The 25,387-nt window shown below is 64.1% G+C and carries 26 protein-coding genes and 3 pseudogenes; 24 read left to right on the forward strand and 5 right to left on the reverse strand.

Annotated elements, in window-relative coordinates; genetic code table 11:
- The first annotated feature begins 111 nt into the window (after nucleotides 1–111).
- The 13 genes and pseudogenes from aroA to NVV79_RS06025 all read left to right on the forward strand — a co-directional run bounded on the left by aroA (nucleotide 112) and on the right by NVV79_RS06025 (nucleotide 11,948).
- A complete protein-coding gene (gene aroA, locus NVV79_RS05965) occupies nucleotides 112–1,485 on the forward strand; it encodes a 3-phosphoshikimate 1-carboxyvinyltransferase (protein WP_303987167.1) in 1,374 nt (457 codons plus the stop codon).
- 1 nt (nucleotide 1,486) lies between these two features.
- Complete coding sequence (locus NVV79_RS05970; protein WP_303987169.1) at nucleotides 1,487–2,134, forward strand: d(CMP) kinase; 648 nt, start codon at nucleotides 1,487–1,489, stop codon at nucleotides 2,132–2,134.
- A gap of 159 nt (nucleotides 2,135–2,293) precedes the next feature.
- Nucleotides 2,294–3,997 carry a 30S ribosomal protein S1 gene (gene rpsA / locus NVV79_RS05975; protein ID WP_303987170.1) on the forward strand — a complete coding sequence of 568 codons (1,704 nt, stop codon included), beginning with the start codon at nucleotides 2,294–2,296 and terminating at the stop codon, nucleotides 3,995–3,997.
- A gap of 79 nt (nucleotides 3,998–4,076) precedes the next feature.
- Nucleotides 4,077–4,568, forward strand: coding sequence for a GNAT family N-acetyltransferase (locus NVV79_RS05980; RefSeq protein WP_303987172.1), 492 nt, complete (start codon nucleotides 4,077–4,079; stop codon nucleotides 4,566–4,568).
- 15 nt (nucleotides 4,569–4,583) lie between these two features.
- A complete protein-coding gene (locus NVV79_RS05985) occupies nucleotides 4,584–4,910 on the forward strand; it encodes a hypothetical protein (protein WP_303987174.1) in 327 nt (108 codons plus the stop codon).
- Nucleotides 4,907–5,848: a signal peptide peptidase SppA gene (sppA, locus tag NVV79_RS05990; RefSeq protein ID WP_303987176.1), complete on the forward strand. Its 942-nt coding sequence runs from the start codon at nucleotides 4,907–4,909 to the stop codon at nucleotides 5,846–5,848. Before NVV79_RS05985 ends, sppA begins: the two co-directional genes overlap by 4 nt.
- 38 nt (nucleotides 5,849–5,886) lie before the next feature.
- Nucleotides 5,887–6,168, forward strand: coding sequence for an integration host factor subunit beta (locus tag NVV79_RS05995; protein ID WP_146291309.1), 282 nt, complete (start codon nucleotides 5,887–5,889; stop codon nucleotides 6,166–6,168).
- Nucleotides 6,169–6,199: 31 nt separating this feature from the next.
- Nucleotides 6,200–6,562: a lipopolysaccharide assembly protein LapA domain-containing protein gene (locus tag NVV79_RS06000; RefSeq protein ID WP_303987179.1), complete on the forward strand. Its 363-nt coding sequence runs from the start codon at nucleotides 6,200–6,202 to the stop codon at nucleotides 6,560–6,562.
- Nucleotides 6,563–6,618: 56 nt separating this feature from the next.
- Nucleotides 6,619–7,217 (forward strand): annotated as a pseudogene (locus NVV79_RS06005) (phosphoribosylanthranilate isomerase).
- Between the two features lie 116 nt (nucleotides 7,218–7,333).
- Nucleotides 7,334–8,545: a tryptophan synthase subunit beta gene (gene trpB, locus NVV79_RS06010; RefSeq protein WP_303987181.1), complete on the forward strand. Its 1,212-nt coding sequence runs from the start codon at nucleotides 7,334–7,336 to the stop codon at nucleotides 8,543–8,545.
- 3 nt (nucleotides 8,546–8,548) lie between these two features.
- Complete coding sequence (gene trpA, locus NVV79_RS06015; RefSeq protein ID WP_303987183.1) at nucleotides 8,549–9,373, forward strand: tryptophan synthase subunit alpha; 825 nt, start codon at nucleotides 8,549–8,551, stop codon at nucleotides 9,371–9,373.
- A gap of 233 nt (nucleotides 9,374–9,606) precedes the next feature.
- Entirely contained in the window at nucleotides 9,607–10,581 is a 975-nt protein-coding gene (gene accD / locus NVV79_RS06020) for an acetyl-CoA carboxylase, carboxyltransferase subunit beta (RefSeq protein WP_303987185.1), read from the forward strand.
- A gap of 71 nt (nucleotides 10,582–10,652) precedes the next feature.
- A complete protein-coding gene (locus NVV79_RS06025) occupies nucleotides 10,653–11,948 on the forward strand; it encodes a folylpolyglutamate synthase/dihydrofolate synthase family protein (protein ID WP_303987186.1) in 1,296 nt (431 codons plus the stop codon).
- Here the strand turns inward: NVV79_RS06025 and NVV79_RS06030 are convergent.
- Both NVV79_RS06030 and mutM read right to left on the reverse strand, forming a co-directional pair.
- A pseudogene (locus NVV79_RS06030) lies at nucleotides 11,945–13,503 on the reverse strand (glycoside hydrolase family 3 protein). The gene NVV79_RS06025 and the pseudogene NVV79_RS06030 overlap by 4 nt on opposite strands.
- Nucleotides 13,504–13,708: 205 nt before the next feature.
- Nucleotides 13,709–14,596, reverse strand: a complete 888-nt coding sequence (mutM, locus tag NVV79_RS06040) for a bifunctional DNA-formamidopyrimidine glycosylase/DNA-(apurinic or apyrimidinic site) lyase (RefSeq protein ID WP_303987192.1) — start codon at nucleotides 14,594–14,596, stop codon at nucleotides 13,709–13,711.
- A gap of 116 nt (nucleotides 14,597–14,712) precedes the next feature.
- Here mutM and ubiE point away from each other — a divergent pair, with 116 nt between their 5' ends.
- The 6 genes and pseudogenes from ubiE (at nucleotide 14,713) to NVV79_RS06070 (ending at nucleotide 18,975) form a co-directional block, all read left to right on the forward strand.
- Nucleotides 14,713–15,477, forward strand: coding sequence for a bifunctional demethylmenaquinone methyltransferase/2-methoxy-6-polyprenyl-1,4-benzoquinol methylase UbiE (gene ubiE / locus NVV79_RS06045; RefSeq protein ID WP_303987194.1), 765 nt, complete (start codon nucleotides 14,713–14,715; stop codon nucleotides 15,475–15,477).
- A gap of 290 nt (nucleotides 15,478–15,767) precedes the next feature.
- Nucleotides 15,768–15,929, forward strand: a pseudogene (locus tag NVV79_RS06050) (AarF/UbiB family protein); the annotation flags it as partial.
- Nucleotides 15,930–16,020: 91 nt separating this feature from the next.
- Nucleotides 16,021–17,028, forward strand: a complete 1,008-nt coding sequence (locus NVV79_RS06055; protein WP_303987196.1) for an AarF/UbiB family protein — start codon at nucleotides 16,021–16,023, stop codon at nucleotides 17,026–17,028.
- Between the two features lie 10 nt (nucleotides 17,029–17,038).
- A complete protein-coding gene (dut, locus tag NVV79_RS06060; RefSeq protein WP_303987198.1) occupies nucleotides 17,039–17,500 on the forward strand; it encodes a dUTP diphosphatase in 462 nt (153 codons plus the stop codon).
- Nucleotides 17,451–18,263 carry a DUF2259 domain-containing protein gene (locus tag NVV79_RS06065; RefSeq protein ID WP_303987200.1) on the forward strand — a complete coding sequence of 271 codons (813 nt, stop codon included), beginning with the start codon at nucleotides 17,451–17,453 and terminating at the stop codon, nucleotides 18,261–18,263. Before dut ends, NVV79_RS06065 begins: the two co-directional genes overlap by 50 nt.
- Nucleotides 18,253–18,975 carry a molybdopterin-synthase adenylyltransferase MoeB gene (locus NVV79_RS06070; protein WP_303987203.1) on the forward strand — a complete coding sequence of 241 codons (723 nt, stop codon included), beginning with the start codon at nucleotides 18,253–18,255 and terminating at the stop codon, nucleotides 18,973–18,975. The genes NVV79_RS06065 and NVV79_RS06070 overlap by 11 nt, the downstream gene beginning before the upstream one ends.
- Nucleotides 18,976–18,985: 10 nt before the next feature.
- Here the strand turns inward: NVV79_RS06070 and fabB are convergent, their stop codons facing one another.
- Nucleotides 18,986–20,212: a beta-ketoacyl-ACP synthase I gene (fabB, locus tag NVV79_RS06075; RefSeq protein ID WP_303987205.1), complete on the reverse strand. Its 1,227-nt coding sequence runs from the start codon at nucleotides 20,210–20,212 to the stop codon at nucleotides 18,986–18,988.
- A gap of 105 nt (nucleotides 20,213–20,317) precedes the next feature.
- Nucleotides 20,318–20,824, reverse strand: coding sequence for a 3-hydroxyacyl-[acyl-carrier-protein] dehydratase FabA (fabA, locus tag NVV79_RS06080; RefSeq protein WP_303987207.1), 507 nt, complete (start codon nucleotides 20,822–20,824; stop codon nucleotides 20,318–20,320).
- 185 nt (nucleotides 20,825–21,009) lie between these two features.
- Here fabA and irrA point away from each other — a divergent pair, with 185 nt between their 5' ends.
- From irrA to NVV79_RS06095, 3 genes are all read left to right on the forward strand, one after another.
- Complete coding sequence (gene irrA / locus NVV79_RS06085; protein WP_303987209.1) at nucleotides 21,010–21,456, forward strand: iron response transcriptional regulator IrrA; 447 nt, start codon at nucleotides 21,010–21,012, stop codon at nucleotides 21,454–21,456.
- Between the two features lie 173 nt (nucleotides 21,457–21,629).
- The gene (locus NVV79_RS06090) at nucleotides 21,630–21,806 is read left to right on the forward strand and encodes a DUF1127 domain-containing protein (RefSeq protein WP_303987211.1); all 177 of its coding nucleotides are present in this window, start codon (nucleotides 21,630–21,632) and stop codon (nucleotides 21,804–21,806) included.
- A complete protein-coding gene (locus NVV79_RS06095) occupies nucleotides 21,803–22,423 on the forward strand; it encodes a glutamine cyclotransferase (RefSeq protein ID WP_303987213.1) in 621 nt (206 codons plus the stop codon). Before NVV79_RS06090 ends, NVV79_RS06095 begins: the two co-directional genes overlap by 4 nt.
- A 2-nt stretch (nucleotides 22,424–22,425) precedes the next feature.
- Here the strand turns inward: NVV79_RS06095 and NVV79_RS06100 are convergent, their stop codons facing one another.
- Nucleotides 22,426–23,634, reverse strand: coding sequence for a helix-turn-helix domain-containing protein (locus NVV79_RS06100; RefSeq protein ID WP_303987215.1), 1,209 nt, complete (start codon nucleotides 23,632–23,634; stop codon nucleotides 22,426–22,428).
- A 108-nt stretch (nucleotides 23,635–23,742) separates the two neighbouring features.
- Between NVV79_RS06100 and NVV79_RS06105 the strand changes: the two genes are divergently transcribed.
- A complete protein-coding gene (locus NVV79_RS06105) occupies nucleotides 23,743–24,420 on the forward strand; it encodes a class I SAM-dependent methyltransferase (RefSeq protein WP_303987217.1) in 678 nt (225 codons plus the stop codon).
- 134 nt (nucleotides 24,421–24,554) lie between these two features.
- On the forward strand, nucleotides 24,555–25,385 hold the full coding sequence (locus tag NVV79_RS06110; RefSeq protein WP_303987219.1) for an arylamine N-acetyltransferase: 831 nt from the start codon (nucleotides 24,555–24,557) through the stop codon (nucleotides 25,383–25,385).
- The last annotated feature ends 2 nt before the right edge of the window (nucleotides 25,386–25,387 follow it).

The raw sequence follows: 25,387 nt of genomic DNA on the forward strand, positions 1-25,387 counted from the left end.
CGGTTATGGGCAAACCCCGCCCCTGTCAAACCGAAAATGTGGAGAGCTGGTTCCCGCGGCGAAGCGATGGTGGCCTTGCCGCGCCGGGCCGTGCTAAAGCCGGCTCCGCCCATGACCGAAAAGCCCGCCAAAAAGACCGCTGAGAATCGCCCCGGCCACATGCCGCTGGCCAGCCATGGCGCGACGCCGTTGACGGGTCGCTTTGCCACGCCCGGCGACAAGGCCATATCGCACCGTGCGCTGATCCTGGGGGCGCTGGCAGTGGGCCGCACCAGTATAGAAGGGTTGCTAGAAGCCGAGGATGTGCTGGCGACCGCCGCCGCTTTGCGGCTGCTGGGCGCACACATCGAGCAGCGGGACGCCGCCTGGCACGTGCATGGGTTGGGCGTCGGCGGACTGCTGGCGCCGGGCAAGGCACTCGATATGGGCAATTCGGGCACCGGAGCGCGGCTTTTGATGGGGCTGCTCGCTCCCTATAATTTTACCGCGCGCTTCACCGGGGGGCCGACGCTGCTGCGCCGGCCGATGCAGCCACTGCTCGACGCGCTGGCGCCACTGGGCACCGTGGCGAGCGAAACGGCGGATGGGCGTCTTCCGCTGGCGCTCAAGGGACCGAAAATGCCGCTGCCCTTGCGGCATGTCATTACCGCTCCATCCGAACAGATCAAATCGGCCTTGCTGCTGGCCGCGGCACAGATTGCCGGCACCTCGACCATTATCGAGCCAGTGGCGACGGGCGACCATACCGAAAAGCTGCTGGCCGATTTCGGCGCGGCCATAACGGTGGTCAATGATGATGCCGGTGGCGCGACGATTACCATCAACGGGCTCGCCGAATTGCAGCCTCGCCACCTGGTGATTCCAGGCGACCCGTCCTCGGCCGCCTATCCGGTGGTCGCGGCGCTGATCGTGCCGGGTTCGGACCTTTTGATCGAGAATGTGCTGATCAATCCGGCCCGTACCGGCCTGATCGATACTTTGCTCGAAATGGGCGGCGATATTCAGTTTCTCAACCAGCATGAGGCGGGCGGCGAGCATGTGGCCGACCTGCGGGTTCGCTCTTCGCGCCTCAAGGGCATGCGCATCGGCGCCGAACATGCCGCGACCATGCTGGACGATATTCCGGCGCTGGCTATCGCCGCTGCCTATGCGCAGGGCGAAACCGTGATCGAAGGCCTGGGCGAGTTGCGGGAGCAGGAATGCGACCGGCTTGCGGCTATCGCCGCCGGCCTCGCTGCGAGCAAGGTGACCGTGGCCGAAGGCGACACCAACCTCACCATCGGCGGCATCGGCAAGGTCGAGGGTGGCGGCATGGTCTTGAGCCAGGGCGACCACCGTGTCGCCATGAGCTTCCTGGTGCTGGGCCTCAACAGCCAGAAGCGTGTGACGCTGGACGATACCAGCGCCATTGCCGCGAGTTTTCCAGGTTTTGTCGAGGCCATGACCGCGGCCGGGGCCCGCTTCGAACCGGCGAAGGGGCGCTAGAATGATTATCGCAGTGGATGGACCCGCCGCTTCGGGCAAGGGCACGCTGGCCTCGGGCCTGGCCCGCCACTACCGCCTGCCCTATCTCGATACCGGCCTGCTCTATCGAGCGGTCGGGCTGGCTGTCGCCGGCAAGGCCGAAGGACTCGACTTCGAGGCCGGGGCCATCGCGGCCGCGAAAGCGCTCGATGCGGCCCATCTCACGGATATCGAGGCCCTGACTGCCGCGGAAACCGGCGTGCTGGCCAGCAAGGTCGCTATCATCGCCGAGGTCCGCAAGGCGCTTTTCGACTTCCAGCGCGCCTTTGCGCTCCAGCCCGATGGCGCGGTGGTGGACGGGCGCGATATCGGCACGGTCATCGCGCCCGACGCCGATGTGAAGCTCTTCATCCAGGCCGACAGCAAGGCCCGCATGGAACGCAGGGCCCGTCAACTCGAAGCACGCGGCCAGGTGGTTGACCGCTACGCCCTCTATCACCAGATAGAAGAGCGGGATGCGCGTGACATGCAAAATCCCAATGGCGGCTTCTACAAAGCGGACGACGCGCACTTGCTCGATACGACGCTTCTCGATATAGAGGCCGCACTCCGCGCAGCCATCGCGATTGTCGATGGGACCATGGCGCGCAAGGCAGGGCAGCAGTCCTAATCCAACCTTGCGTGATCAGGCCCCGGCACTCATCCAGCGAGGCCAGTGGAATCTACCGCAAATCAACGTTTGATCGGGCGCTCGCGCGCCGGCATTTCCATTGGAAATGGCGGGCTTTCGGTCTTCAACCGCAAACAACCGGCGCATTGGAGATGATATTTGGCACAGCAAACTGTGACGAAAGAAGATTTTGAAGCCCTCCTGATGGACAGCTTCGTCGACAACGAGCCCCTAGAGGGCGCCGTCGTCAAGGGTACGGTCGTCGCCATCGAGAAGGATCTGGCGATCATCGACGTCGGTCTCAAGACCGAAGGCCGTATCGCGCTCAAGGAATTCGGCCAGGCCGGCCGTGACGGCACCATCACCGTCGGCTCGATCGTCGAGGTCTATGTCGACCGCGTCGAGAATGCCGCGGGCGAAGCCGTTCTGTCGCGCGAGAAGGCTCGCCGCGAAGAGAGCTGGGTCAAGCTCGAAGAAATGTACAACAACAATGAGCGCGTTGAAGGCACCATCTTCAACCAGGTCAAGGGCGGTTTCACCGTCGACCTCGAAGGCGCCATTGCGTTCCTGCCGCGTTCGCAGGTCGATATCCGCCCGATCCGCGATATCGCGCCGCTCATGAACGTGCCGCAGCCCTTCCAGATCCTCAAGATGGACAAGCGCCGCGGCAATATCGTCGTGTCGCGCCGCGCCATTCTCGAGGAATCGCGCGCCGAACAGCGTTCGGAAATCGTCCAGCAGCTCGAAGAGGGCCAGGTGGTCGATGGCGTGGTCAAGAACATCACCGATTACGGTGCGTTCGTTGACCTGGGCGGTATCGACGGCCTGCTGCATGTCACCGACATTGCCTGGCGCCGCGTGAACCATCCGTCCGAAGTGCTGACGATCGGCGAGACCATCAAGGTCCAGATCGTCCGCATCAACCACGAGAGCCACCGCATCAGCCTCGGCATGAAGCAGCTGCAGGCCGATCCGTGGGAAGGCATCGAAGCCAAGTATCCGATCGAGGCCAAGTTCACCGGCCGCGTCACCAACATCACCGACTATGGTGCGTTCGTGGAACTGGAGCCGGGCATCGAAGGCCTGATCCACGTCTCGGAAATGAGCTGGACCAAGAAGAACGTCCATCCCGGCAAGATCGTCTCGACCTCGCAGGAAGTCGAAGTCGTCGTGCTGGAAGTCGATCCGGACAAGCGCCGCATCTCGCTCGGCCTCAAGCAGACCCTGGCCAATCCGTGGGAAAGCTTTGCCGAGAAGTTCCCGGTCGGTTCGGTCATCGAAGGCGAAGTCAAGAACAAGACCGAATTCGGCCTGTTCATCGGCCTCGACGGCGATGTGGACGGCATGGTTCACCTCTCCGACCTCGACTGGCAGAAGTCGGGCGAAATCGCGCTCGAAGACTACAACCGCGGTGACATGGTTTCGGCCAAGGTCCTCGATGTCGACGTCGAAAAGGAGCGCATCTCGCTTGGCATCAAGCAGCTCGCCACCGGCGAAGTTGCCGATACGGCCGGCTCCGAAGGCGGCATCAAGAAGGGTTCGGTCGTGACCGGCACCGTCATCGAAGTCAATGATGGGGGCATCGAAGTCCGCATCGCCGACAGCGAGATGACCGCCTTCATCCGCCGTGCGGACCTGAGCCGCGACCGCAACGACCAGCGCCCGGAGCGTTTCTCCAAGGGCGAGAAGGTCGATGCGCGCGTCACCCAGTACGACCGCAAGACCCAGCGTATCCAACTGTCGATCAAGGCACTTGAGATCGCCGAGGAAAAAGAAGCCGTCGCCAATTACGGTTCGTCGGATTCGGGCGCTTCGCTCGGCGACATCCTGGGCGCCGCGCTCAAGGACCGCGAGCAGAAGTAATTCTGTCTCCCGGCAAATATCTGGCCCGCGCTTCACAGCGCGGGCCTTTTTGCTTTTTAAGGACCGGATGGGGAATGCAATGCACTGGCGGGCCATGACGACATTCGACCTGCCCGCGGTCGAAATCATCGCCGCGCGGGTGCATCCTTCATTTCCCGAGGATATGGCGGTGTTCGCCGAGCGGCAGTTGCTTTATCCGGACGGAACGCGGCTGCTCGAACTGGATGGTGTGCCCTCCGGCTACATCCTGTCCCATCCCTGGCATTTCAAGGCGCTGCCGGAGCTCAATTCCCTGCTCGGCGCCATTCCCGATGATGCCGATACCTATTACCTGCACGATCTGGCGCTGCTGCCGTCCGCGCGCGGCACTGGCGCGGCGGCGATGATCGTCGGCGATATCCTACGCCACGCGCGAGCTGCCGGCTTCGCCACCGCCAGCCTCGTCGCGGTCAACGGCTCGCTGCCCTTTTGGTACAAGCACGGCTTCCGCGAAGTGGCAGCGCCTGAGCTGGCCGGCAAGCTTGCCAGCTACGAGCAGGCGGCGCGGCTGATGGCCAAACCGCTCACCTGAATCAGGAGAATTGCCATGATCTTCAGAAAATGGACGGGCCGTATCCGCACGGCGGACAGCTCGGCCTATGTGGATTACGTGGAAGCGACCGGCGCTGCGCATTATGCGGCAACGCCGGGCAATCTCGGCTATCAGATCCTGTTGCGCGACCTGGGTGACGGCACCAGCGAGATTTCGACCATAAGCTGGTGGACCGACTATGACGCGGTGCGTGCGTTTGCCGGCGAGGACTATCAGCGGGCGAGCTATTATCCAGAGGACGATCAATACCTTGTGGAGCGACCCGAGTTTGTGGAACACCACGTGGTGACAGTCGACCAGCGCCAGCCGAGCCCTTCATGACCGAAACGTCCAACGACCCGCATGCCGTCATCGCCGCCGAAACCTATCGCCGTTCGCGCGGGCTGTGGCGGGTGCTGGCCTTTATCGCGCTGGCCATCGCCATCATTGTCGGCCTGGGGCGCTTTGCGCTGCCGCAGGGACCGGTGGGCGATTATGTGGCCAGGCTGGTGATCGATGGCACGATCACGACGGATCGGGCGCGGCTCAAGGCCATCAACGACCTGGCCGAAGACGATGCGGTCAAGGCCGTGATCGTCGCCATCAACTCACCCGGCGGCACCACGGCCGGTGGGGAGGAACTCTACGAGGCGCTGGGGCAGTTGCGGGCAGCCAAGCCTACTGTGGCAGTCATCGGCGAGCTGGGCGCTTCGGCGGCCTATATGACCGCTATTGCCACCGACCATATCTTTGCCCGGCGGCTCTCCATCGTCGGTTCCATCGGCGTGCTGTACCAGCATGTCAATGCCGGCAAGCTGATGGAGACGATCGGCGTGGATCTCGACAAGGTGGCCTCTGGTCCGCTCAAGGCGGAACCCGATTTCGACGAGCCGATGGAAGGGGCGCCCCGCGCTTCCATCGCCGCCCTGGTCGATGACAGCTTCCAGTGGTTCGTCGATGTGGTGGCCGAACGGCGGGGGCTGACACGGCCTGCCACGCTTGGTCTGGCCGATGGACGGATCGTCACAGGCCGGGTGGGCGTCGAGAGCGGGCTGATCGACGCGATCGGCGGGGAAAAGGAAGCCATGGACTGGCTCGAAACCGAGCGCGATGTAGGCGCCGATCTCGATATCCGCACGGTCTGGCCCGAGCCGCAGCAGGGGTTCGATCTGATCGGAACCTTCCTCAATGGACAGGCCCGCGCCGCCCTCGGCCTGCCCGATGGTCCCATCACGCTTGACGGGCTGGTCTCGCTTTGGCAGGTTGGCACCGCTTCCTGAACTAGAGGGAGGCGACGGCCTGCCAACTGGAGCCCGGGATGATCAAGTCGGAACTCGTCGAGAAACTCGCGGCGGAAAATCCGCATTTGTTCCAGCGTGATATCGAAAATATCGTCAATGCCATCCTCGACGAGATCGGGGACGCCATGGCCCGGGGTGACCGGGTCGAGTTGCGTGGCTTCGGCGCCTTTTCGGTCAAGAACCGCCCGGCGCGCATCGGCCGCAACCCGCGGACCGGCGAGCAGGTCGATGTGGGCGAGAAATATGTGCCGCAATTCAAGGCCGGCAAGGAAATCCGCGAGCGGCTCAACCGCTCGTAACGGGGCCAGGGCTCCATAGGTCACCAGGCGCATGGTCAATAGAATCGTCGGTTGGGTGGTCCTTGTCCCACTATGCCTGGGGCTGATCGTCTTCGCGCTCGCCAACCGGCATTTCGTCGTGGTCAATTTCAATCCCTTCGCACCGGTCGAGGCCAGCGTGGCGCCGGGCTATGGCGTGCCGCTCTTCGTGGTGCTCTATGTCGTGCTGCTGGTGGGCGTGCTGCTGGGCGGTACGGCGACCTGGTTTGCGCAGGGCAGCCATCGGCGCCGGGAAAAACATTGGCGTCGCGAGGCGCATATGCTCAATGGCGAGCTGGAAAAGCTGCGCCGCAACACTGGCCAGGCCGCTTCCGGCCCACTGGCCGAAGTCGATGATCTTCTGGAGCTGCGTTGAGCGACACGATGGCCGAACCTCTCGTCATCAAGATTTGCGGCATCAAGACCCCTGACATGCTCGAAACCGCCATCGCTGGTGGTGCCGATATGGTCGGCTTCATGCATTTCCAGCGCTCGCCGCGCCATGCCTCGGTCGAGGAGATCGCCGACCTGATCTCCCAGGCGCGCGGGCGCATCGAAACCTGCGTGGTGCTGGTCAATCCCGACAATAGCTGCGTGGCCGAAATTGCCGCGCTGGGGCCGGACTGGATCCAGCTGCATGGACCGGAAACCCCGCATCGGGTCGAAGCGATCCGGGCCGAAGCCGGTGTCGAGATCATGAAGGCGCTGCCCATCGGTTCGGCCGAGGACGTGGCGCAAGTGCCTGCCTTCGTCGATATCGCGGATCGCATCCTGGTCGATGCCAAGCCGCCCAAAGGGGCCGACCGGCCGGGCGGGCTGGGCGATACGTTCGACTGGAGCCTGCTCAAGGCGCTTGACCCATCCATCCCCTTCATGCTTTCCGGGGGCTGACGCCGCAGACCGTGGCCGACGCCATAAAGACCGTGCGCCCCTTCGGGGTCGATGTGTCCTCCGGCGTCGAAAGCGCGCCGGGCGTCAAGGACAAGAGGCTGATCGAGGCGTTCATCCGGAACGCGCGCGCAGCCGGCTAAAGCAAAGCGCTGACAGACCTCATGGTGAGCCTGTCGAACCACGAGGTCGTGCGCACCGAACCTCGTCCTTCGACAAGCTCAGGATGAGGTTCTCTCGGGGCATCGAGAGGACCACGATGGACGGCATCAATTCCCTGCGTAACGGCCCCGACGAGGACGGCCGCTTCGGGCTTTATGGCGGGCGGTTCGTGGCCGAAACGCTGATGCCGCTCATTCTCGACCTAGAGGCGCATTATCGCGCCGCCAAGGTCGACCCGGACTATCTGGGCGAACTCAAGATGCTGGCGACCCATTATACCGGCCGCCCCAGCCCGCTCTATTTCGCCGAGCGGCTGACCAGCCATCTCGGTGGCGCCAAGGTGTGGCTCAAGCGCGAAGAGCTGAACCATACCGGCTCCCACAAGATCAACAATTGCCTGGGACAGATCCTGCTCGCCAAGCGCATGGGCAAGACGCGCATCATCGCCGAGACCGGCGCCGGCCAGCATGGCGTGGCCACGGCCACGGTCTGCGCCAAGTTCGACCTGCCCTGCACCATCTTCATGGGCGCCACCGACGTGGAACGGCAAAAGCCGAACGTGCTGCGTATGAAGATGCTGGGCGCTGAGGTTCGCCCGGTCACGGCCGGCGCCGGCACGCTCAAGGACGCGATGAACGAGGCCTTGCGCGACTGGGTGACCAATGTGGACACCACCTATTATCTGATCGGCACCGCCGCTGGGCCGCACCCCTATCCCGAGATGGTGCGCGACTTCCAGTCAGTGATCGGCACCGAACTCAAGCAGCAGTTCCAGGAGGCGGAAGGCAAGCTGCCGGAGGCCGTCGTGGCCTGCGTCGGCGGCGGCAGCAATGCCATCGGCACGTTCCATGCCTTTCTCGATGACCCTTCGGTCAAGCTCTATGGCGCCGAGGCGGGTGGGCACGGCATCGACACCGAGAACGGCCACGCCGCCAGCATGACCGGCGGCCGCCCCGGCGTGCTGCATGGCAACCGCACCTATCTGCTGCAGGATAGCGATGGGCAAATCCTCGAAGGTCATTCCATCTCGGCAGGTCTCGACTATCCCGGCGTCGGCCCGGAACACGCATTCCTGCACGATACCAAGCGCGTCACCTATGCGCCGATCACCGACAATGAAGCGCTGGAAGCCTTCCAGCTCTGCACGAAGATGGAAGGCATCATTCCGGCGCTGGAATCGGCGCATGGGCTGGCGCAGGTGATGAAGGTGGCGCCCGCCATGGGCAAGGACACCTCGATCGTGCTGTGCCTCAGCGGGCGCGGCGACAAGGACGTCGAAAGCGTCGGCAATTATCTGGGGCTGCTGTAGATCATGACGTCTCGCATCGAAAAACGCTTCGCCGAAGCCAAGGCCGCCGGTCGCCCGGCATTTGTCACCTATGTCATGGCCGGCGACCCCGATCTTGCCACCAGCCAGGCGATCATGGAGGCCTTGCCGCAGGCGGGGTCCGACATCATCGAATTCGGCATGCCGTTTTCCGACCCCATGGCGGATGGCGTGGCGATCCAGATGGGCGGACAGCGTGCATTGGCCGGCGGCATGACCTTGCGCGGCGTGCTCGGCATGGTCGAGGATTTCCGTCGCAAGGACGAGACCACGCCCATCGTGCTGATGGGCTACTACAACCCGATCTACAGTTTCGGCGTCGACAAGTTCCTGGCTGCGGCCAAGGAAGCGGGCGTGGACGGGCTCATCATCGTTGACCTGCCACCGGAAGAGGATGAAGAACTCTGCATTCCGGCGCTGAAGGCCGGCCTCAACTTCATTCGCCTCACCACGCCGACCACCGACGACAAGCGCCTGCCAGCCGTGCTCAAGAATACGTCGGGCTTCGTTTATTACGTGTCGATGACCGGCATTACCGGCGCCGCGATCAAGTCGCGCGCAGCGGTGGGCGAGGCCGTGGCGCGTATCAAGACCCATACCGACCTGCCGGTGGCCGTGGGCTTCGGCATCAAGACTGCCGAGGATGCCGAAGAGATCGGCAAGCATGCCGATGGCATCGTGGTGGGCACGGTGCTGGTCGATGCCGTGGGCAAGTCGCTGGTCGATGGCAAGGCCACGGACAAGACCGTCGCCGCCGTGCGGGACCTGGTGGCCGACATCTTTGCCGGCGTGAAGCGGGCTCGGGGGTAGAACCCCCCACCCTCATTCTCCCCCCACAAGGGGGAGGGAAGCCCGCTCGGCGCTTGCGGTTGCAGTATGCCACCGAAGGTTTCTCCATCGTCTCCCGCCCCCTTGGGAGCGATCAAGGGTGGGGGTTCTCTCCACAACCACCGGCTTCACCTTTGCCCTCCCCCACCGCCCCTGATAACATTCGCCACAATTGACCCTTAGGTGACGCAACAGTCCCTTCACGAGGCACCCCGATGAACTGGATCGACAATTTCGTCCGCCCCAAAATCCGCTCGTTCCTCAACACGAAGCGCGACACGCCGGAAAATCTCTGGGTCAAGGACCCTGAATCCGGCGAGATGGTGTTCTATCGCGACCTCGAAGCCAATCAGTGGGTGGTGCCCAATTCGGGCTATCACATGAAGATCAAGCCAGCCGACCGGCTCAAGACCTTCCTCGACAATGGCGAATATGACCTTGTGCCGGTGCCATCAGTGGCTGTCGATCCGCTGAAGTTCCGCGATCAGAAGCGCTATCCCGACCGCCTCAAGGAAAACCGCGCCAAGACCGGGTTCGATGACTCGGTGATCGTGGCCACCGGCAAGCTGTTCGAGCGCGACGTCACCGTCGCTATCCAGGATTTCGATTTCATGGGCGGCTCGCTCGGCATGGCGGCCGGACAGGGCATCATCACGGGCCTTGAAACCGCGGCCAACCGCAAGACGGCCTTCGTGCTGTTCGTCGCCTCGGGCGGCGCGCGCATGCAGGAAGGCGTGCTGAGCCTGATGCAGATGCCGCGCACCACCGTCGCGGTTTTGCGCCTGCGCGAAGCGGGCCTGCCGTTCTTCGTCGTGTTGACCAATCCGACGACCGGCGGCGTCACGGCTTCCTATGCCATGCTGGGTGACGTGCACCTGGCCGAACCGGGTGCGCAGATCGGCTTTGCCGGCGCCCGCGTCATCGAGCAGACCATCCGCGAAAAGCTGCCCAAGGGCTTCCAGCGCTCGGAATATCTCTATGAGCACGGCATGGTCGACATGGTGGTGCATCGCCACAACCTGCGCTCGACCATCGGTTCGCTCTCGGCCATCCTGACCAAGGCGGAAGCCTCGGGCGCGCTGACCGATACCGCCCCTGCCGTGGTGCGGACCAGCCTGCGCGATGCCGCCGTGGCCGCCGAAGGCGACGATGGCGATCTGGCTCCGGTAGCGGCAGCCCACGCGGAATAGCATCGCCGGGACAGCCATTGAGCGGCGCGCCAATCGGGGGTACCTGATCGGGGCCTGCCGCTGGTGAGTCCATGTCCCGTACCGATGCCATTCTCAAGCGCCTTTCGGCGCTGCACCCCAAGCTGATCGATCTCAGCCTCGATCGTATCCTGCCGCTGCTGGCCGATCTCGGCAGCCCGCATGAGCATCTGCCGCCGGTGATCCACGTCGCCGGCACCAATGCCAAGGGTTCCACGATTGCCTATCTGCGCGCTTTCCTCGAAGCGGCGGGCAAAAAGGTGCATGCCTACAATTCGCCCCATCTCGTGCATTTCAACGAGCGCATCCGGCTGGCGGGCAAGCTGGTGGGAACGCGGCGGCTCAACGCGGCGCTGGAGCAGGTCGAAGGGGTCAACGCGCAGAGGCCGATGACCTTCTTCGAAATCACCACGGCCACCGCCTTCCTGCTCTTCGCCGAGACCAAGGCCGATTACCTGCTGCTCGAAACCGGCATGGGCGGCACTTATGACACGACCAATGTCGTGGCCCAGCCGCTGGGGGTCATCATCACACCCATCGATCTCGATCATCATGGCTTCCTCGGGAATACAATCGGGGAAATCGCCGTCAACAAGGCCGGCATTTTCAAGCGTGGCAGCAAGGCGGTGATCGGTCTCCAGAAAGACGAGGGTCACGCCGTGCTGGATCGTGCGGCAAGGAAGCTGGGCATCCAACCGATCTGGCAGGGCGAAGACTTTCACGGGGCGGAGCAGGACGGAAGGCTGGTCTATCAGGATGACGCTGGATTGCTCGATCTGCCGCCGCCGGGCCTGCTCGGGGCGCACCAGTTCGACAATGCGGCCCTTGCCATCGCTGCGGCACGGCATTTTGGCCTGCCGGTGGATACGGACGCCTTTACCCGCGGTTTGCGGGAGGTGCGCTGGCCGGCCCGCATGACGCCGCTGCAGACCGGGCCATTGCGTGACCTGCTCGGCCCCGGCGCCGAGCTGTGGCTCGACGGCATCCACAATGCCCATGGCGCGGCGGCCGTGGCCACGACCCTGCGCGATCTCGACCGCGCCCGCCCGGCGCCGCTGGTGCTGATCATGGGCCTGATGAATACCCGCGCCCCGGCAGCCGTACTGGCGCCCTTTGCGGGCATGGCTCAGCAGGTTCTTACGCTTTCCATTCCCGGCGAGCCCAATGCACACAAGGCGGGCTATATTGCCGACGAAGCGCGCAAGGCGGGCTTCGATGCGCGGCCGATGCGCTCGGTGACGGCGGCGCTAAAAGCGGCAGCCGATGTGCCCGATGCAAGGGTGCTGATCTGCGGTTCGCTCTACCTCGCCGGCGCCGTGCTGGCGCAGAACCGCACACCGCCGGACTAATACTTCCCCTGCTCGCTGCCCACGAAGGGATCGACCGGGCTCGTTCCGGCAAAGGGCGCCCGGCCCATGATGGCTTCCAGCACGGCGGCCTGCATGGCTTCGCTCGAGCCATAGGCGTTGACATAGGCCGGCACGCGCGGGGCATCGTAGAGATAATAGGGATAGCCGAAGGAAATCATCAGCGTCGGAACGTCGTGCCACAGCCGGCTCATGGCACCGAAGACCGAGCCGGTGAGCCTGGTCCAGTCGAGGAAGATGCGGCTGCGGGTGAGCACGGTTTCTTCGGCGAAGAGATAGAGCACGAGATCGAAATTCTTCGGACTCACCTCCATGCCCGGTGCATAGACGGTGACCTCGAAGCCCTCCTTTTCCAGCCGTTCGGGCAGGCTGATTGGCAGGGGGTGGGGGACGAAGGGCAGAATGACGCCGCCGGAATAGACCAGCACGCGCCTATGCCTGGCCGGTGAGAGCGGCAGCAGGTTTTTGACATCCTTGACCAGGGTGGGTACGCGCGCCGTGACCTGCTGCGCCAGAGCCAGGTTTTCCGGCGTGGCCACTACATTGCGCGCCGTATCGAGATTGGGTTCGGCGCGGTCTGCCTTGTGCAGGCCCAAAGCCGCCTTGAGTGCGAGGACCCGCGTCACCGCCTCGTCCACCCGCTCCTGGCTCAGGCGACCATCGGCCACGGCCTTGACCAGCCGCATCAGATCGCCATTGGCGTCGTCGGTGAACAGGATCACGTCGCAGCCTGCTATGATGACTTCGGGCAGCACTTCGTCGCGCGGCCCCCAATCGCCCATGCCGGCCATGGGCGTGGCGTCGGAGACGATGAGGCCGTTGAAGCCCAGTTCGCGCCGCAGCAGGTCTTCGTTGAGAACTCGGCTCAGCGAGGCCGGGCGATAGGCCTCGGCGCCGGCATCGGGATCGAGCGCGCGCACGAAGGCGGGCAAGGCGATATGGGCCGACATGACGCTCATCACGCCTGCCGCAATCGCCTTGCGATAGAGCTGGCCGAAAGTCTTTTCCCATTCCGGCATGGAGAGCGGATTGACCGTGGTCACCAGATGCTGGTCGCGGTCGTCATAGCCTTCCCCGGCCAGTGCTTGACCGTGGCGGCGACGCCATTGGCCTGGAAGGCTGATATCTGCGCCAGCGCGTGGCGCTCGACCTTGTCCATGTCGCTACCATAGGAGCGGGTGCCGACAATGGCGCTACGCCAGGCCTGGTTGATGTCGATGACGGGAGTGAAGCTCCAGTTGAGCCCGACGGCCGCCGCCTCTTTCGCCATGATGGTGGAAATGGCCGTGGTCGCCTCGACATCGTCCACCGCGGCGAGGCCAAGCGGGTTGGGTACTGACGTGCCGAAGGGCAGGCTCATCCGACTGCCTTCGAGGTCGGCGCTGACCAGCAGGGGAATGGGGCTCAGAGCGCCCAGTTCGCGTGCCAGGTTGATCTCGGCAACCAGATCGTCGGAATAGATGCGGGTAATGCCACCCGGCTTGAAGCCACGCACCTCGGCTGCGACCTGATCCGGCGTGCCGCGCGCCAGCAGCACGAAGAGCTGGGCCAGCTTGTCGCGCGGCGTCAGGCCATCACGCGTCGCGGCGACCCAGGCGATGGCCTCGTCATCGAGATTGAATGGGGCAGAGGAAAGATCGATCGGGGCCAATTAGGGCATCCTCCGGTAGTCTTCTTATGCCCCTTGTTTAGCAGGCGACTGCGGCAAAAGCAGCACGGGCTTGCGCGGCACCAGGACGCCTCTAGGGCGCTTTCTGGCATACCGGGCAAAAGAACGTCGAGCGCCCGGACTGTACGATGCGCTGCACCGTGCCTGTACAGAGTGGCGTCGGGCATGGCTCGCCTTCGCGGTCGTAGACGGCAAAGCGGTGCTGGAAATAGCCCGAGCCGCCCTCGGCATTGCGAAAATCCCGCAAGGTCGAGCCGCCGACTTCGATGGCCTCCACCAGAACCTGCCGCACGGCATGAGCCAGATCGTCCAGTGCCGGCTTGGGGGCGCCTGTCGGCGTCACCAGCGTTCCGGCCAGCACGGTGGGCAGGATGTGGCTGCGATGCAAAGCCTCGGCCACATAGATATTGCCCAGCCCCGCCACCACGCGCTGATCGAGCAGAGCCGCCTTGATCGGTGTTTTCTTACCCCTGAACTTCTCCGCCATTTCCGCGGCATTGAAGTCATTGCCCAGGGGCTCGGGGCCAAGCTCCCTGAGATAGGGGCTGTCCGCCACATCGTCATAGAGGTCGATGAAGCCGAAGCGGCGCGGATCGGCATAGATGAGGTGGCTCTTGCCGTGTTTGGGGTGGGTGATGTCCCACACCATATGGTCGTGCTTGGGTTCGGTGCCCGGCTCGTAATAGCGCGGCGGCTTGTCGATGCCGTGTTCGGCGAAGCGCCACGAGCCGGTCATGCCGAGGTGGCTCAGTACGGTCCTGCCATTGCCCAGCGTCATGAGAAGGTATTTGGCCCGCCGCCCCACCGAGACGATGCTCTGACCCTCCAGCGCTGCAGCCAGTCCATCCGGGAAAGGAAAGCGCAGGTCCTTGCGCTTGAGGGTGACCTTGTCGATGGTCGCACCCACCAGCCAGGGCTCCAGGCCACGTCGAACGGTTTCGACTTCGGGCAGTTCGGGCATTTTTTGTCTCTTTACCTGTGCGGCTTTGCACCATGGGCAATCCAAAACGCCTTATATATGGTGCGCGTCAATCCAAGATGGATTGATGGCCAATCCAAGATGCATCGAGCTATTCCATGACTGACGCGAAAGAAACCACTCATTTCGGCGAGCAGACCGTGGCCATGGCCGACAAGCAGGGCCTGGTCGACAAGGTCTTTCACGATGTTGCCGACCGCTACGACCTGATGAACGACCTGATGAGCGGTGGCGTGCACCGGCTCTGGAAGGGCGCCATGGTCAGCGAACTGGCCCCACCCAAATCCGGCGCACGTCCCTATAAGGTGCTCGACATGGCCGGCGGCACCGGCGACATCGCCGAGCGCATCGTCAATGCCTCGGTCGGCTATGCCGAAGTCGTGGTCTCCGACATCAATGCCGACATGCTGCGGGTCGGGGCCGAGCGGGCAAAGACCTGGCGCTATCCGGCACAGGCCAGCTTCGTCGAGGCCAATGCCGAGGAACTGCCTTTCGACGATAACAGCTTCGACGCCTATACGATCGCTTTCGGCATCCGCAATGTGCCGCGCGTCCAGAAGGCGCTGAACGAGGCGCATCGCGTGCTCAAGCGTGGCGGGCGCATTCTCGTGCTCGAATTCTCGCAGGTCGATGTGCCGGGCTTCGACGCCGTCTACCGGCTCTATTCGGACCGCATCATCCCGCCCATGGGCAAGGTGGTGACCGGCGATTCCCAGCCCTACCAGTATTTCGTGGAATCCATCCGCAAATTCCCCAACCCGCAGGCTTTCTCCGCCATGCTGACCAGTGCCGGCTTCAAGCGGGTGAAGCATACCTCCCTCACCGGCAACATCGCCACGCTGTTCTCGGGGTGGAAGATTTGATCTTCTCCGCCTATTTCCGCCTCGCCCGCGCCGGCTACGTTCTCGCCCGCGAAGGGGCGCTGTCCATTCCCGGCGAGCTGCCACCGGCCCTGGCGCCGCTGCGCTTCGGCATCTGGCTGGGCCGGTTGGTCGAACGCCCCAGCGTGCGCAAGACCGGCCATGTCGAACGCCTCAACAAGGCACTCAACCGGCTCGGTCCGACCTATGTGAAATTCGGCCAGACGCTGGCCACGCGCCCAGATGTGGTTGGCGCGCAAATTGCCAATGACCTCTCCGGCCTGCAGGACAAGATGGAGCCGTTCGACCCGGCCCTGGTGCCGGACATTCTTGCCGCGGCGCTCGGGGACAAGGCCGCCCAGCTTACCGAGCTCTCGCCTCCCATTGCCGCGGCGTCCATCGCCCAGGTGCACAAGGCGCGGCTCAAGCCGGCCAATGGGTTGCCGAAAACCGTGGCGGTAAAGGTGCTCCGTCCCGGTGTCGAAGCTCGCTTCATGGCCGATATCGAGATCTTTCTACGCTGCGGCGCGCCTCGCCGAGGGCCTGGTGCGCTCGACGCGCCGCCTGCGCCCCACCGAGGTGGTCGAAACCCTCGACCGCTCGGCCCGGCTCGAACTCGACCTGCGGCTCGAAGCCGCCGCCATTTCGGAAATGGCCGAGAATATCAAGGACGATACCGGCTTTGTCATTCCCACCATTTCCTGGGACCATGTGGCACAGAATGTGCTGACTACGTCATGGGTCGAGGGCATCCCGATCCGCGAGCATGACGCGCTCGATGCGGCGGGCGTCGACCGCAAGGCGCTGGCATCCAAGCTGCTGCAGAGTTTTCTCAAGCACGCCATCCGCGACGGCTTTTTCCATGCCGACATGCATCCGGGCAATCTGTTCGCCGATCCCAGGACCGGCGACGTGATCGCCGTCGATTTCGGCATTATGGGCCGCATCAATCGGCGGGAGCGCCGGTTCCTGGCGGATATCCTCTACGGCTTCATCACGCGTAATTATCGCCTGGTGGCCGAGCGGCATTTCGATATCGGCTATGTGCCCAAGGACCAGTCGGTGGACGATTTCGCACTGGCCATCCGTTCCATCGGTGAGCCCCTGCATGGCCGTACCGCCGCCGATATTTCCATGGCCAAGGTGCTGGGCCAGCTCTTTGCCATCACCGACCTTTTCTCCATGCAGACCCGACCCGAACTGGTGCTGCTACAGAAGTCCATGGTGCTGGTGGAAGGCGTGGCCCGCGCGCTCGATCCCGATCTCGATATCTGGACCGTGGCCGAGCCGGTGGTGGGCGACTGGCTGCGCAAGGAGGCTGGACCGTTGGGGCGCCTGCAGGACCTCAAGGACCATTTCGATACCATTGCCGAGGCGGCAGGGCGCCTGCCGGTCATCGCCGCGCAGGCCGAACTGGCTTTGGCCGATTACCATGCCGGCAAGATGACGCCGCGCCGCGATGGGCTGATGCGCTGGGCGCTGCTGGGCCTGATCGGGGTCACCGGCCTCACCATGGCGGTGGTGCTGTGGCGTCTACTGACCGGCGCACTGTGAGGTCCGAATGATGGCTGATATGGTTTCTGTCAACCTGGTCTGGCTGCCGCATGGTGCGGGCTTGCCCATTCCCGGGCGGCAGACTGAGGGCGCCGCCGGCATGGACCTTGCGGCCGCGCTGCCGGAGGGCGAAGCCTTGGTGCTGGTGCCGGGTGAGCGCGCCTTGGTGCCTTGCGGCTTTGCCATGGCGCTGCCCGAGGGCTACGAGGCGCAGGTACGCCCACGCTCGGGTCTCGCCGTCAAATTTGGGGTGACGGTGCTCAATGCACCGGGCACTATCGACGCCGATTATCGCGGCGAGGTGATGGTGCCTCTGATCAATCTGGGGCAGGAGGATTTCACGCTGCGCCGTGGCGACCGCATCGCCCAGATGGTGATCGCCACGATCAGCGCCGCAAGTTTCTTAACGGTGGAGACGCTAGATGACACTGAACGCGGTCATAGTGGCTTCGGCTCAACGGGTCGGGACTGAACCGGCGCCCCGTCGCGCCACAGCCCATGGCGGCTGGTTCGGCGCTGCTCTTCTCGGCGCCCTCACCCTCGCCGCCCCAGCCATAGCCGGCGACCGGGCCGGTATCGACTACCTCGGCTATTCCGACGACTTCCGCTATTTCGCCTTCGAGGAATACGGCATCCAGGACGGGTCGGGCTTTGCCTATACCAATATCTATGTGCTCGATCTCAGCAGCGACGATTGGGTCAAGGGCGCGCCGATCCGCGTGCGCATTGACGATGAGAGTGTCGACCTGCGTCAGGCCCGCGCCGAGGCGCATGCGCAGGCCCAGCCGCTGCTCGAGCAATATGGCATCACTGAGCCGGTGGAAATTCTGGCGCTCAATGGCGACGGCACGGTCGATGCCGATTTCAACAGGATGACCGCCGGCTGGCCGAGCTATGGCATGAGCGCACCGGCCCATGTGTTCGACCTGACGCTGGAGAGCTTCACCGCGCTGGGCGATGGCACCTGCGCCAGCTATACCGATGAGCCTCTCACCGGCTTTGCTCTCACCTACACCAAGGATGGTACCAGCACGGAAGTGCACCGCGATGTGACGGTGCCAAAAAGCCGGGGCTGCGTTTCAGCCTATCGGCTCTATGGGGTGATTGCGCCGTTCGACAGTTTTGCCGCCTTCAATACCGATCCCACGGCGGGCGTGGTGGCCATTGTCAGCGTCTATTCGCTGGGCTTTGAGGGGCCTGACCGGCGCTTCATCGCGGTGCCCCTTGCCCACTGATCCGCTCTCGCCCGAGGAAGCACGGCGCTATTCGCGCCATCTGGTGCTCAAGGGCATGGGCGGGGCCGGCCAGCAGGCGCTGAAAGCCGCGCGGGTACTGGTGATCGGTGCTGGCGGATTGGGCAGCCCGGTCATTGCCTATCTGGCGGCCGCCGGTGTCGGCACCATTGGCATCATCGATGACGACAGCGTATCGCTATCCAACCTGCAGCGGCAGGTGCTCCACACGACCGGCGGCATAGGCAAGGCCAAGGTGACGAGCGCCGAGGACTTCGCCGGCGCACTCAACCCGCATGTGAAGATCGTGTCGCTCAATGTCCGGCTGACGCCCGAAAACGCAGCCGGTATCTTCGCCGAATATTCGCTGGTACTGGACGGCACCGACAATCTTGCCACCCGCCGTGCCGTCGCCGCCACCTGCGAGGCACTCGGCCTGCCCCTGGTCTCGGGCGCCGTCTCGATGTTCGACGGCCAGGTCACCATCTTTGTCCCCGCCGGCCCGCGCTTCGGTGATCTTTATCCCGAAGACGCCGATGACGCTGATCTGCCCAGTTGCGAAGCCACTGGCATATTGGGGCCGCTGACCGGCGTGATCGGCACGCTGATGGCCATGGAGGCCATCAAGCTGATCACGGGGATTGGGGAGCCGCTGATTGGCCGCGTGCTGACTTATGACGGCAAGGGCGGGCGGTTCAGCGAGTTTTCGTATTGAAGTGCGTCAATCAAGCATCCGGATGCTTGAACACCAGCGCCGCATTGGTTCCGCCGAAGCCGAACGAATTGCTCAGCACCACGCCCAGATCCACATCGTCGCGGCGCTGCCGCAGGATGGGCATGTCCTCGAAAGCCGGATCTAGCACCTCGATATTGGCGCTTTCGGCGATGAAGCGATGCTTCATCATCAGGATGGAATAGATCGATTCATGCACGCCGGTCGCGCCCTGGCTGTGGCCGGTCAACGACTTGGTGGCGGAAATGGGTGGACATTTGTCCTCGTTGCCGAACAGCTCGCGGATCGCCTCGATCTCGCGCAGGTCACCCACGGGGGTCGAGGTGGCATGCGGGTTGATGTAGTCGACCTTCTGTTTGACGTTCTTCAGCGCCATGCGCATGCAGCGCTCGGCGCCTTCGCCCGACGGGGCGACCATGTCGAGGCCATCAGAGGTGGCGCCATAGCCCACCAGCTCGGCCCAGATCTTCGCGCCGCGCGCCTTGGCATGCTCGTATTCTTCGAGCACCAGCACGCCAGCGCCGCCGGAAATAACGAAGCCGTCGCGCGCCGCGTCATAGGCGCGGGAGGCCTTTTCCGGGGTATCGTTGAAGTCCGAGCTCATGGCGCCCATGGCGTCGAACAGGTCGGACAGCGTCCAATCCAGATCCTCGTGGCCGCCGGCGAAGACAATGTCCTGCTTGCCCAGCATGATCTGTTCCATGGCATTGCCGATGCAATGCTTGGACGTCGCGCAGGCGGCGGTGATCGTGTAGTTGATGCCCTTGATGCCGAAGGGGGTGGCGAGCGTCGCCGAGGCAGTGGAGCCCATGGCCTTGGGCACGGCCAGCGGCCCGATGCGCTTGGGGCTCATATTCTTGCGCGTGATATCAGCGGCTTCGACGATGGTGCGGGTCGAGGCGCCGCCCGAGCCCATGACGATTCCCGTCATGGGGTTGGAAATGTCGGATTCCTCGAGCCCGGCATCTGATATGGCCTGCTGCATGGCGAGGTAGTTCCAGGCCGCGCCCTTGCCCATGAAGCGGGTGGTGCGGCGATCGAGGATTTCGAACGGGTCGAGCCCGGGATCGCCCTTGACCTGGCTGCGGAAACCCAGTTCGGCATAGTCCGGTGCTGCGACAATGCCCGGCCTTGCGGCGCGCAGGCTCGCAGTCACCTCGTCCAGCGAATTGCCGATCGAGGAAATGATACCCATGCCGGTTACGACAACTCGTCTCATCGTGTCCTCGCTCTATAGTCCTGCTCGGGCGCCCTTGGGCAGGCGTCTCTTATTATCTTGTGCGAATTTGGCTCATTGCACCCCTATGAGATGCTTTTCAGCATTTCATGCGACGGGAATCAGGCCCACCCTGAGATTCTCCGCAACATAGATGACCTCGCCATCCGCCTTGACGCTGCCGGTGGCGATACCGAAGGGCAGCGGGGAGCGCATGTGCCGCTTGATGTCGATGCGATATTCCAGCAGCTTCTTGTCGTTTGTCGCCTGGCCGGTGAACTTGATCTCGCCACCCAGCGCGCGGCCGCGACCGGGCGAGCCCGACCAGCCCAGGAAGAAGCCCGTCATCTGCCAGAGCGCATCGAGCCCCAGGCATCCGGGCATGACCGGATCGCCGATGAAATGGCACTGGAAGAACCAGAGGTCCGGCCGCAGGTCGAGTTCGGCGGTCACGTAACCCTTGCCGAATTCGCCATCCGTATCGCCGATATGGGTGATGCGATCGAACATCAGCATGGGGGGCGCCGGCAGGCGGGCATCCATCTGACCGGGCAGTTCGCCACGGCCATGGGCCAGCAGCTCGTCATACCCAAATGCATTTTGCCGCTCGGCCATGCCTTGATACCCCTGAGAACCTTGTGTTTTGTCTCGTATAGAGGCGCGGGGAGAGGGTCAAGTCAGCGGCCCTTAGCCATTGTGGGCAATTGCCCGGCCTGCGGCACGCCTGCCGCTTGTATGAACTTTCTGCCATAGTTATAAGGAAGCCAGCATTTCCGGCCGTTCCGACCTTCAAGGACCCAATGACCGATCGTATTCAGACCGCCCGTTCCATGCCGTCGCGCAAGCCCTGCCTCACCGCAGTCCTGCGCATGGCCGGTCTCCGCCCGACCCGCCAGCGCGTCGCCCTGGCCGAGCTGCTGTTTGGCGGGCCGCATCGCCATGTCAGCGCCGAGCAGTTGCATGGCGAGGCGTCCGAGGCTCGGGTCAATGTGTCCCTGGCAACGATCTACAATACGCTGCATCAGTTCCATGAAGCCGGCCTGCTGCGGGAAGTAGCGGTCGATGCCTCGCGCTCCTATTTCGACACCGACACGTCGGACCATCATCACTTTTACGTTGAGGATGAGCAGCGGATGATCGACATTCCCGCTTCCTCGGTCGAATTCGCCAGCCTGCCGGATGCCCCGAAGGGCATGAAGGTCAGCCATGTGGATGTGGTCATCCGCGTGCGCAAGGCACAGGCATAATCACCCCGATATCGGTTCCATGCTCGTCAACCGGCTCGTCCGGGTGATCCATGCTGTCTGGACGCTGCGTTTCCGCCGGTAAAAGCCGTCACATCTGTAACTCTCACCCCCGGGCATACCGCTGCTAGACCTTTGCCACTGGCCGATTTTGGCCACTTGCAGAGGAGATGATCATGTTTAGATCGTGGATCAATCGCTATCGCCAATGGCGCTTCGAGCGTCACACTATCAATACGCTGCGTTCACTCGACGATCACAGGCTGGCCGATGTCGGCACATTTCGCGATAGTATCGAGCTATTCGTGGCAGAGCGGCTTCGTCCGGACACCTCGAAAGGACAGTCGGTATGAACAAGCGAGCAGAAATCGTGGGCGAGTTCGTCGGCAATGCCGGCGGAGCCGTGAATGGCGTCAGTTACGACGGACACCATGTCTGGGCCGCCACGGGTGACCGGATGCGCTCGTTCGATCCGGTCACCGGGGCGGAAGTCACCACCTTCGACCTGCCCGCCCATGCGGGAACGGCTTATGATGGGCAGCACCTGTACCAGATCGCCGATGCCATCATCCAGAAGGTCGATCCACAGAGCGGCAAGGTCGTCGACACTATCCCGGCGCCGGGTGCGGGCAAGGATTCGGGGCTGGCCTGGGCAGATGGCTCGCTATGGGTCGGCCAGTATAACGACCGCCAGATCGTGCAGATCGATCCCGATACGGGCGCGGTGCAGCGGGTCATCCAGACCAACCGCTTCGTAACCGGCGTGACCTGGGTCGATGGCGAATTGTGGCATGGCTATTCGGACGACGGCGATGGTGGCCTCGCCCGCATCGACCCGGCCAATGGCAACGTGCTCGTCAACCTCGACATGCCGGGCATCAGCGTTTCGGGCGTCGAATCCGACGGTGCGGACCGTTTCTTCTGCGGTGGCGGCGAAAGCGGCAAGGTCCATATCGTCCGGCGCGCCTGATACTATCCGGCGCCCGGCAGCAGCAGGGTGGTGGGAAAGCCGGGCAGGGTGAGCAGGGTCCAGCGCTGTGCGCGGCCCCGCCCGACTGCCTGGACTTTCCCCGCCTCCTGCAGACCCTGAAGCGCCCGCTGCACCGTGCGGGCGCTGGTGTCGAGCACCAGTGCCAGCGCCGAGCTCGACCACAATTCCCCATCGGCCAGCAGCGCCATGACGGCGGCGCTCTGGTCTTCCAGCGGAAAGGCCAACACCACCGCCTCGCCCCGCTTCGGTACGAGCCGAAACCCGGCCGGCGTCGCCGACACATCGGCGAGGGGCGTGATAAGCTGGCGGAGCCGGGTCATCTCCACGCGCAGCCGGGCGCGGTGCGATTCATCGGCATGGCGGGCATGGAAGGCGCGCTTCAGCAGCGTTTCCCGCGACGCATCGCCAGGCCAGGCTTCGGCCAGCGTGCGCAGCAGGGCGAAGAGGACCGGACGCGTCGCCAGCGAAACCAGCTCGTTACCCTGACGCAGGGCATTGCGCGTGGCATCGGCGACCAGGGTGTCGGACGCCAGCAGCGCCTCCACCTCGTCCAGCGAAACCGCCGCCTCGACGCCATGGCGACGCAACAGCGCGGCCGGGCCATCCAGCGGCAGGCTTGCCGCCTCCACCTCCGCCACCAGCCCTTCTATCCCCGAGCGGCGCGCGGCTGCGTCGGCATGCTGCAATGCCTGCCGGGCCGATGCGACCCGCAAGCGTCTGATATCCATGCCCGCATGGACCAGCCAATAGCTAGCCAGCAGGGCCGGCGACAGCGTTTCGGGCGCGAGTAACGCCAGTTGTTCGTCTGCGTGGTCGAGATGGCCCAGCAGCAGATGGCGGCGCGCCGCGATGATGGCGGCATGCGCTGCATTGGCCCGGTCGCCCCGGTTCGCCAGCACCGCCTGGGCTGCTTCCAGCCGGCGGTCGGGCCAGGTCAGGTCGCGGGAAACCAGCGCAATCTCGGCCTCGGCGAGAATACAGCGGGCACGCGCCACCGATTCCTGCCGGCCGAAGCCGCGGGCCGCCTGTTTCAACAATTCCCGGGCCCGTGGCAGGTCGCCCAGTTGCGCCATGGCGATACCGCGCAGCGCCAGCGCCGCGGGGTCATTCCGCAAGGCGACCCTATTGAGGGCGCCCAGCACATCGCCGGTGGCCAGTGCCAGGGCTGCTGCGTTGAGGATGGAATCCATGGGAGCCGGCGAATGGACAAGGATGCGGCATCCTACAATGAAAGGTCTCGCCTCGCTCGGATTTTCATGTAACAATAATAGTTACATTAAACTGCTCATGGTCCGCACATGAAACCTAACGCCTTTGGCAACCACACCTCTCCGTCCTATGCCGAGGGCCCGCCGCGGCAGGTGCCGGGCTTTGCGAGCCTCCATCGCATGGTATCGCTGTTGCTGGCCGAGCGGGTCCCGGCCGATGGCAGCGTGCTGGTGCTCGGTGCCGGGGGCGGGTTGGAACTCAAGGCGCTGGCCGATGCCCATGCCGACTGGTCGTTCCACGGTATCGACCCCTCCCCCGCAATGCTGGAGTTAGCTCGGCAAGCCGTTGATCCGCATGGCAGCCGCATCGCACTGCATGAAGGCTATATCGACGCCGCGCCCGAGGGGCCATTCGACGGCGCAGTGAGCCTCCTCACCTTCCATTTCATTCCGCGCGAAGAGCGCCTCGACACGCTGCGCCAACTGCACCGCCGCCTCAGGCCCGGTGCGCCGCTGCTCCTCGCCCATATCAGCTTTCCCCAGACCGAACCCGAGCGCTCGACCTGGATCGCGCGCCACGTCGCCTGGCCTGCGGCCCCCGATGCCGATCCGGCCCAGCTCGAAGCGGCGCGGCAGGCCATCGGCACACGCCTGTCCATCCTCGCGCCCGAGGAGGAAGAATCCATGTTGCGGGAGGCGGGCTTTGCCGGTGTGAGCCTGTTTTATGCCGCGCTGAGCTTCCGCGGCTGGGTCGCCTATGCCGCCTGATTTGCTGCCGGTTCCGCTGCCAAGCGAAGCCTTGTCCAGCCCCCGGCGCGCCTAAATCGCCAAACCGGCCGGTGACAGCGGCCGCCGCATCGCCCATATTGCGGGCCGTGCGCAACCAGCGGCAAGGGTGGCCAATGAGCCAAAAGGTCAATCTGAACGCCTATTTCGAGCGAATCGGCTTTGCCGGATCGATCGCCCCGACCTTGGCGACTCTCGAACTGATCCATGCGCTGCATCCGACGGCGATCGCCTTTGAAAATCTCAATCCACTGCTTGGCCTGCCGGTCAATCTCGACCTCAACAGCATCGCGAAAAAGCTGCTGGCCGAGGGCCGCGGTGGCTATTGCTACGAGCACAATCTGTTGCTCATGGCAGTGCTGCGCGAGCTCGATTTTTCCGTGCGGGGCCTGGCAGCGCGTGTGCTGTGGAGCGACCCCACGGCCATCGACCGGCCGCCGACGCATATGCTGCTGGCCGTCGAAATCGGGGGCGCCACCTATATTGCCGATACCGGCTTCGGCGGGCTGACGCTGACCGCGCCGCTCAAGCTCAAATCCGAAATCGAGCAGGCCACCCCGCACGAGACCTTCCGCCTTGTCGGCGGCGCGCCGGACTGGGTGCTGGAAGCCAGCATCGGCGACAATTGGAAACCGCTCTACAGCTTCGACACGGCCGAAAAGACCGAAGCGGACTATGCGGCATCGAATCTCCAGCTCTCCACGGACTCGCCTTTCACGCGTGAATTGCGCGTAGCGCTGTCGCCCGCCGGCAAAAGGCTGGCCTTGCGCGACAACCGCTTTACCACCCATGTGGCAGGCGAGCCCTCCGAAAGCCGGCTGCTGACCAGCGTCGCCGAGATGCGCGAAGTGCTGTCCGGCTCCTTCGGCATCCAACTGCCCGCGGCCGAGCTGCTCGATCCGAAACTCGAAGCCATTCTCGCCGCCGCCGGCGCACCCGAGGCCTGACC

Source organism: Devosia ginsengisoli, assembly GCF_024707105.1.
Taxonomy (GTDB): domain Bacteria; phylum Pseudomonadota; class Alphaproteobacteria; order Rhizobiales; family Devosiaceae; genus Devosia; species Devosia ginsengisoli_A.

Excerpts from the sequence above, each read along its gene's own strand:
- NVV79_RS05970 (WP_303987169.1), top strand. The coding sequence starts at position 1,487 with ATGATTATCGCAGTGGATGGACCCGCCGCTTCGGGCAAGGGCACGCTG.
- NVV79_RS06000 (WP_303987179.1), top strand. The coding sequence starts at position 6,200 with ATGGTCAATAGAATCGTCGGTTGGGTGGTCCTTGTCCCACTATGCCTG.
- NVV79_RS06110 (WP_303987219.1), top strand. The coding sequence starts at position 24,555 with ATGAGCCAAAAGGTCAATCTGAACGCCTATTTCGAGCGAATCGGCTTT.
- NVV79_RS05980 (WP_303987172.1), top strand. The coding sequence starts at position 4,077 with ATGCACTGGCGGGCCATGACGACATTCGACCTGCCCGCGGTCGAAATC.
- NVV79_RS06065 (WP_303987200.1), top strand. The coding sequence starts at position 17,451 with ATGACACTGAACGCGGTCATAGTGGCTTCGGCTCAACGGGTCGGGACT.
- mutM (WP_303987192.1), bottom strand. The coding sequence starts at position 14,596 with ATGCCCGAACTGCCCGAAGTCGAAACCGTTCGACGTGGCCTGGAGCCC.
- NVV79_RS06100 (WP_303987215.1), bottom strand. The coding sequence starts at position 23,634 with ATGGATTCCATCCTCAACGCAGCAGCCCTGGCACTGGCCACCGGCGAT.
- NVV79_RS05985 (WP_303987174.1), top strand. The coding sequence starts at position 4,584 with ATGATCTTCAGAAAATGGACGGGCCGTATCCGCACGGCGGACAGCTCG.
- aroA (WP_303987167.1), top strand. The coding sequence starts at position 112 with ATGACCGAAAAGCCCGCCAAAAAGACCGCTGAGAATCGCCCCGGCCAC.
- trpB (WP_303987181.1), top strand. The coding sequence starts at position 7,334 with ATGGACGGCATCAATTCCCTGCGTAACGGCCCCGACGAGGACGGCCGC.
- trpA (WP_303987183.1), top strand. The coding sequence starts at position 8,549 with ATGACGTCTCGCATCGAAAAACGCTTCGCCGAAGCCAAGGCCGCCGGT.
- irrA (WP_303987209.1), top strand. The coding sequence starts at position 21,010 with ATGACCGATCGTATTCAGACCGCCCGTTCCATGCCGTCGCGCAAGCCC.
- NVV79_RS06105 (WP_303987217.1), top strand. The coding sequence starts at position 23,743 with ATGAAACCTAACGCCTTTGGCAACCACACCTCTCCGTCCTATGCCGAG.
- NVV79_RS05995 (WP_146291309.1), top strand. The coding sequence starts at position 5,887 with ATGATCAAGTCGGAACTCGTCGAGAAACTCGCGGCGGAAAATCCGCAT.
- dut (WP_303987198.1), top strand. The coding sequence starts at position 17,039 with ATGGCTGATATGGTTTCTGTCAACCTGGTCTGGCTGCCGCATGGTGCG.
- fabB (WP_303987205.1), bottom strand. The coding sequence starts at position 20,212 with ATGAGACGAGTTGTCGTAACCGGCATGGGTATCATTTCCTCGATCGGC.
- NVV79_RS06025 (WP_303987186.1), top strand. The coding sequence starts at position 10,653 with ATGTCCCGTACCGATGCCATTCTCAAGCGCCTTTCGGCGCTGCACCCC.
- ubiE (WP_303987194.1), top strand. The coding sequence starts at position 14,713 with ATGACTGACGCGAAAGAAACCACTCATTTCGGCGAGCAGACCGTGGCC.
- NVV79_RS06090 (WP_303987211.1), top strand. The coding sequence starts at position 21,630 with ATGTTTAGATCGTGGATCAATCGCTATCGCCAATGGCGCTTCGAGCGT.
- sppA (WP_303987176.1), top strand. The coding sequence starts at position 4,907 with ATGACCGAAACGTCCAACGACCCGCATGCCGTCATCGCCGCCGAAACC.
- fabA (WP_303987207.1), bottom strand. The coding sequence starts at position 20,824 with ATGGCCGAGCGGCAAAATGCATTTGGGTATGACGAGCTGCTGGCCCAT.
- accD (WP_303987185.1), top strand. The coding sequence starts at position 9,607 with ATGAACTGGATCGACAATTTCGTCCGCCCCAAAATCCGCTCGTTCCTC.
- NVV79_RS06095 (WP_303987213.1), top strand. The coding sequence starts at position 21,803 with ATGAACAAGCGAGCAGAAATCGTGGGCGAGTTCGTCGGCAATGCCGGC.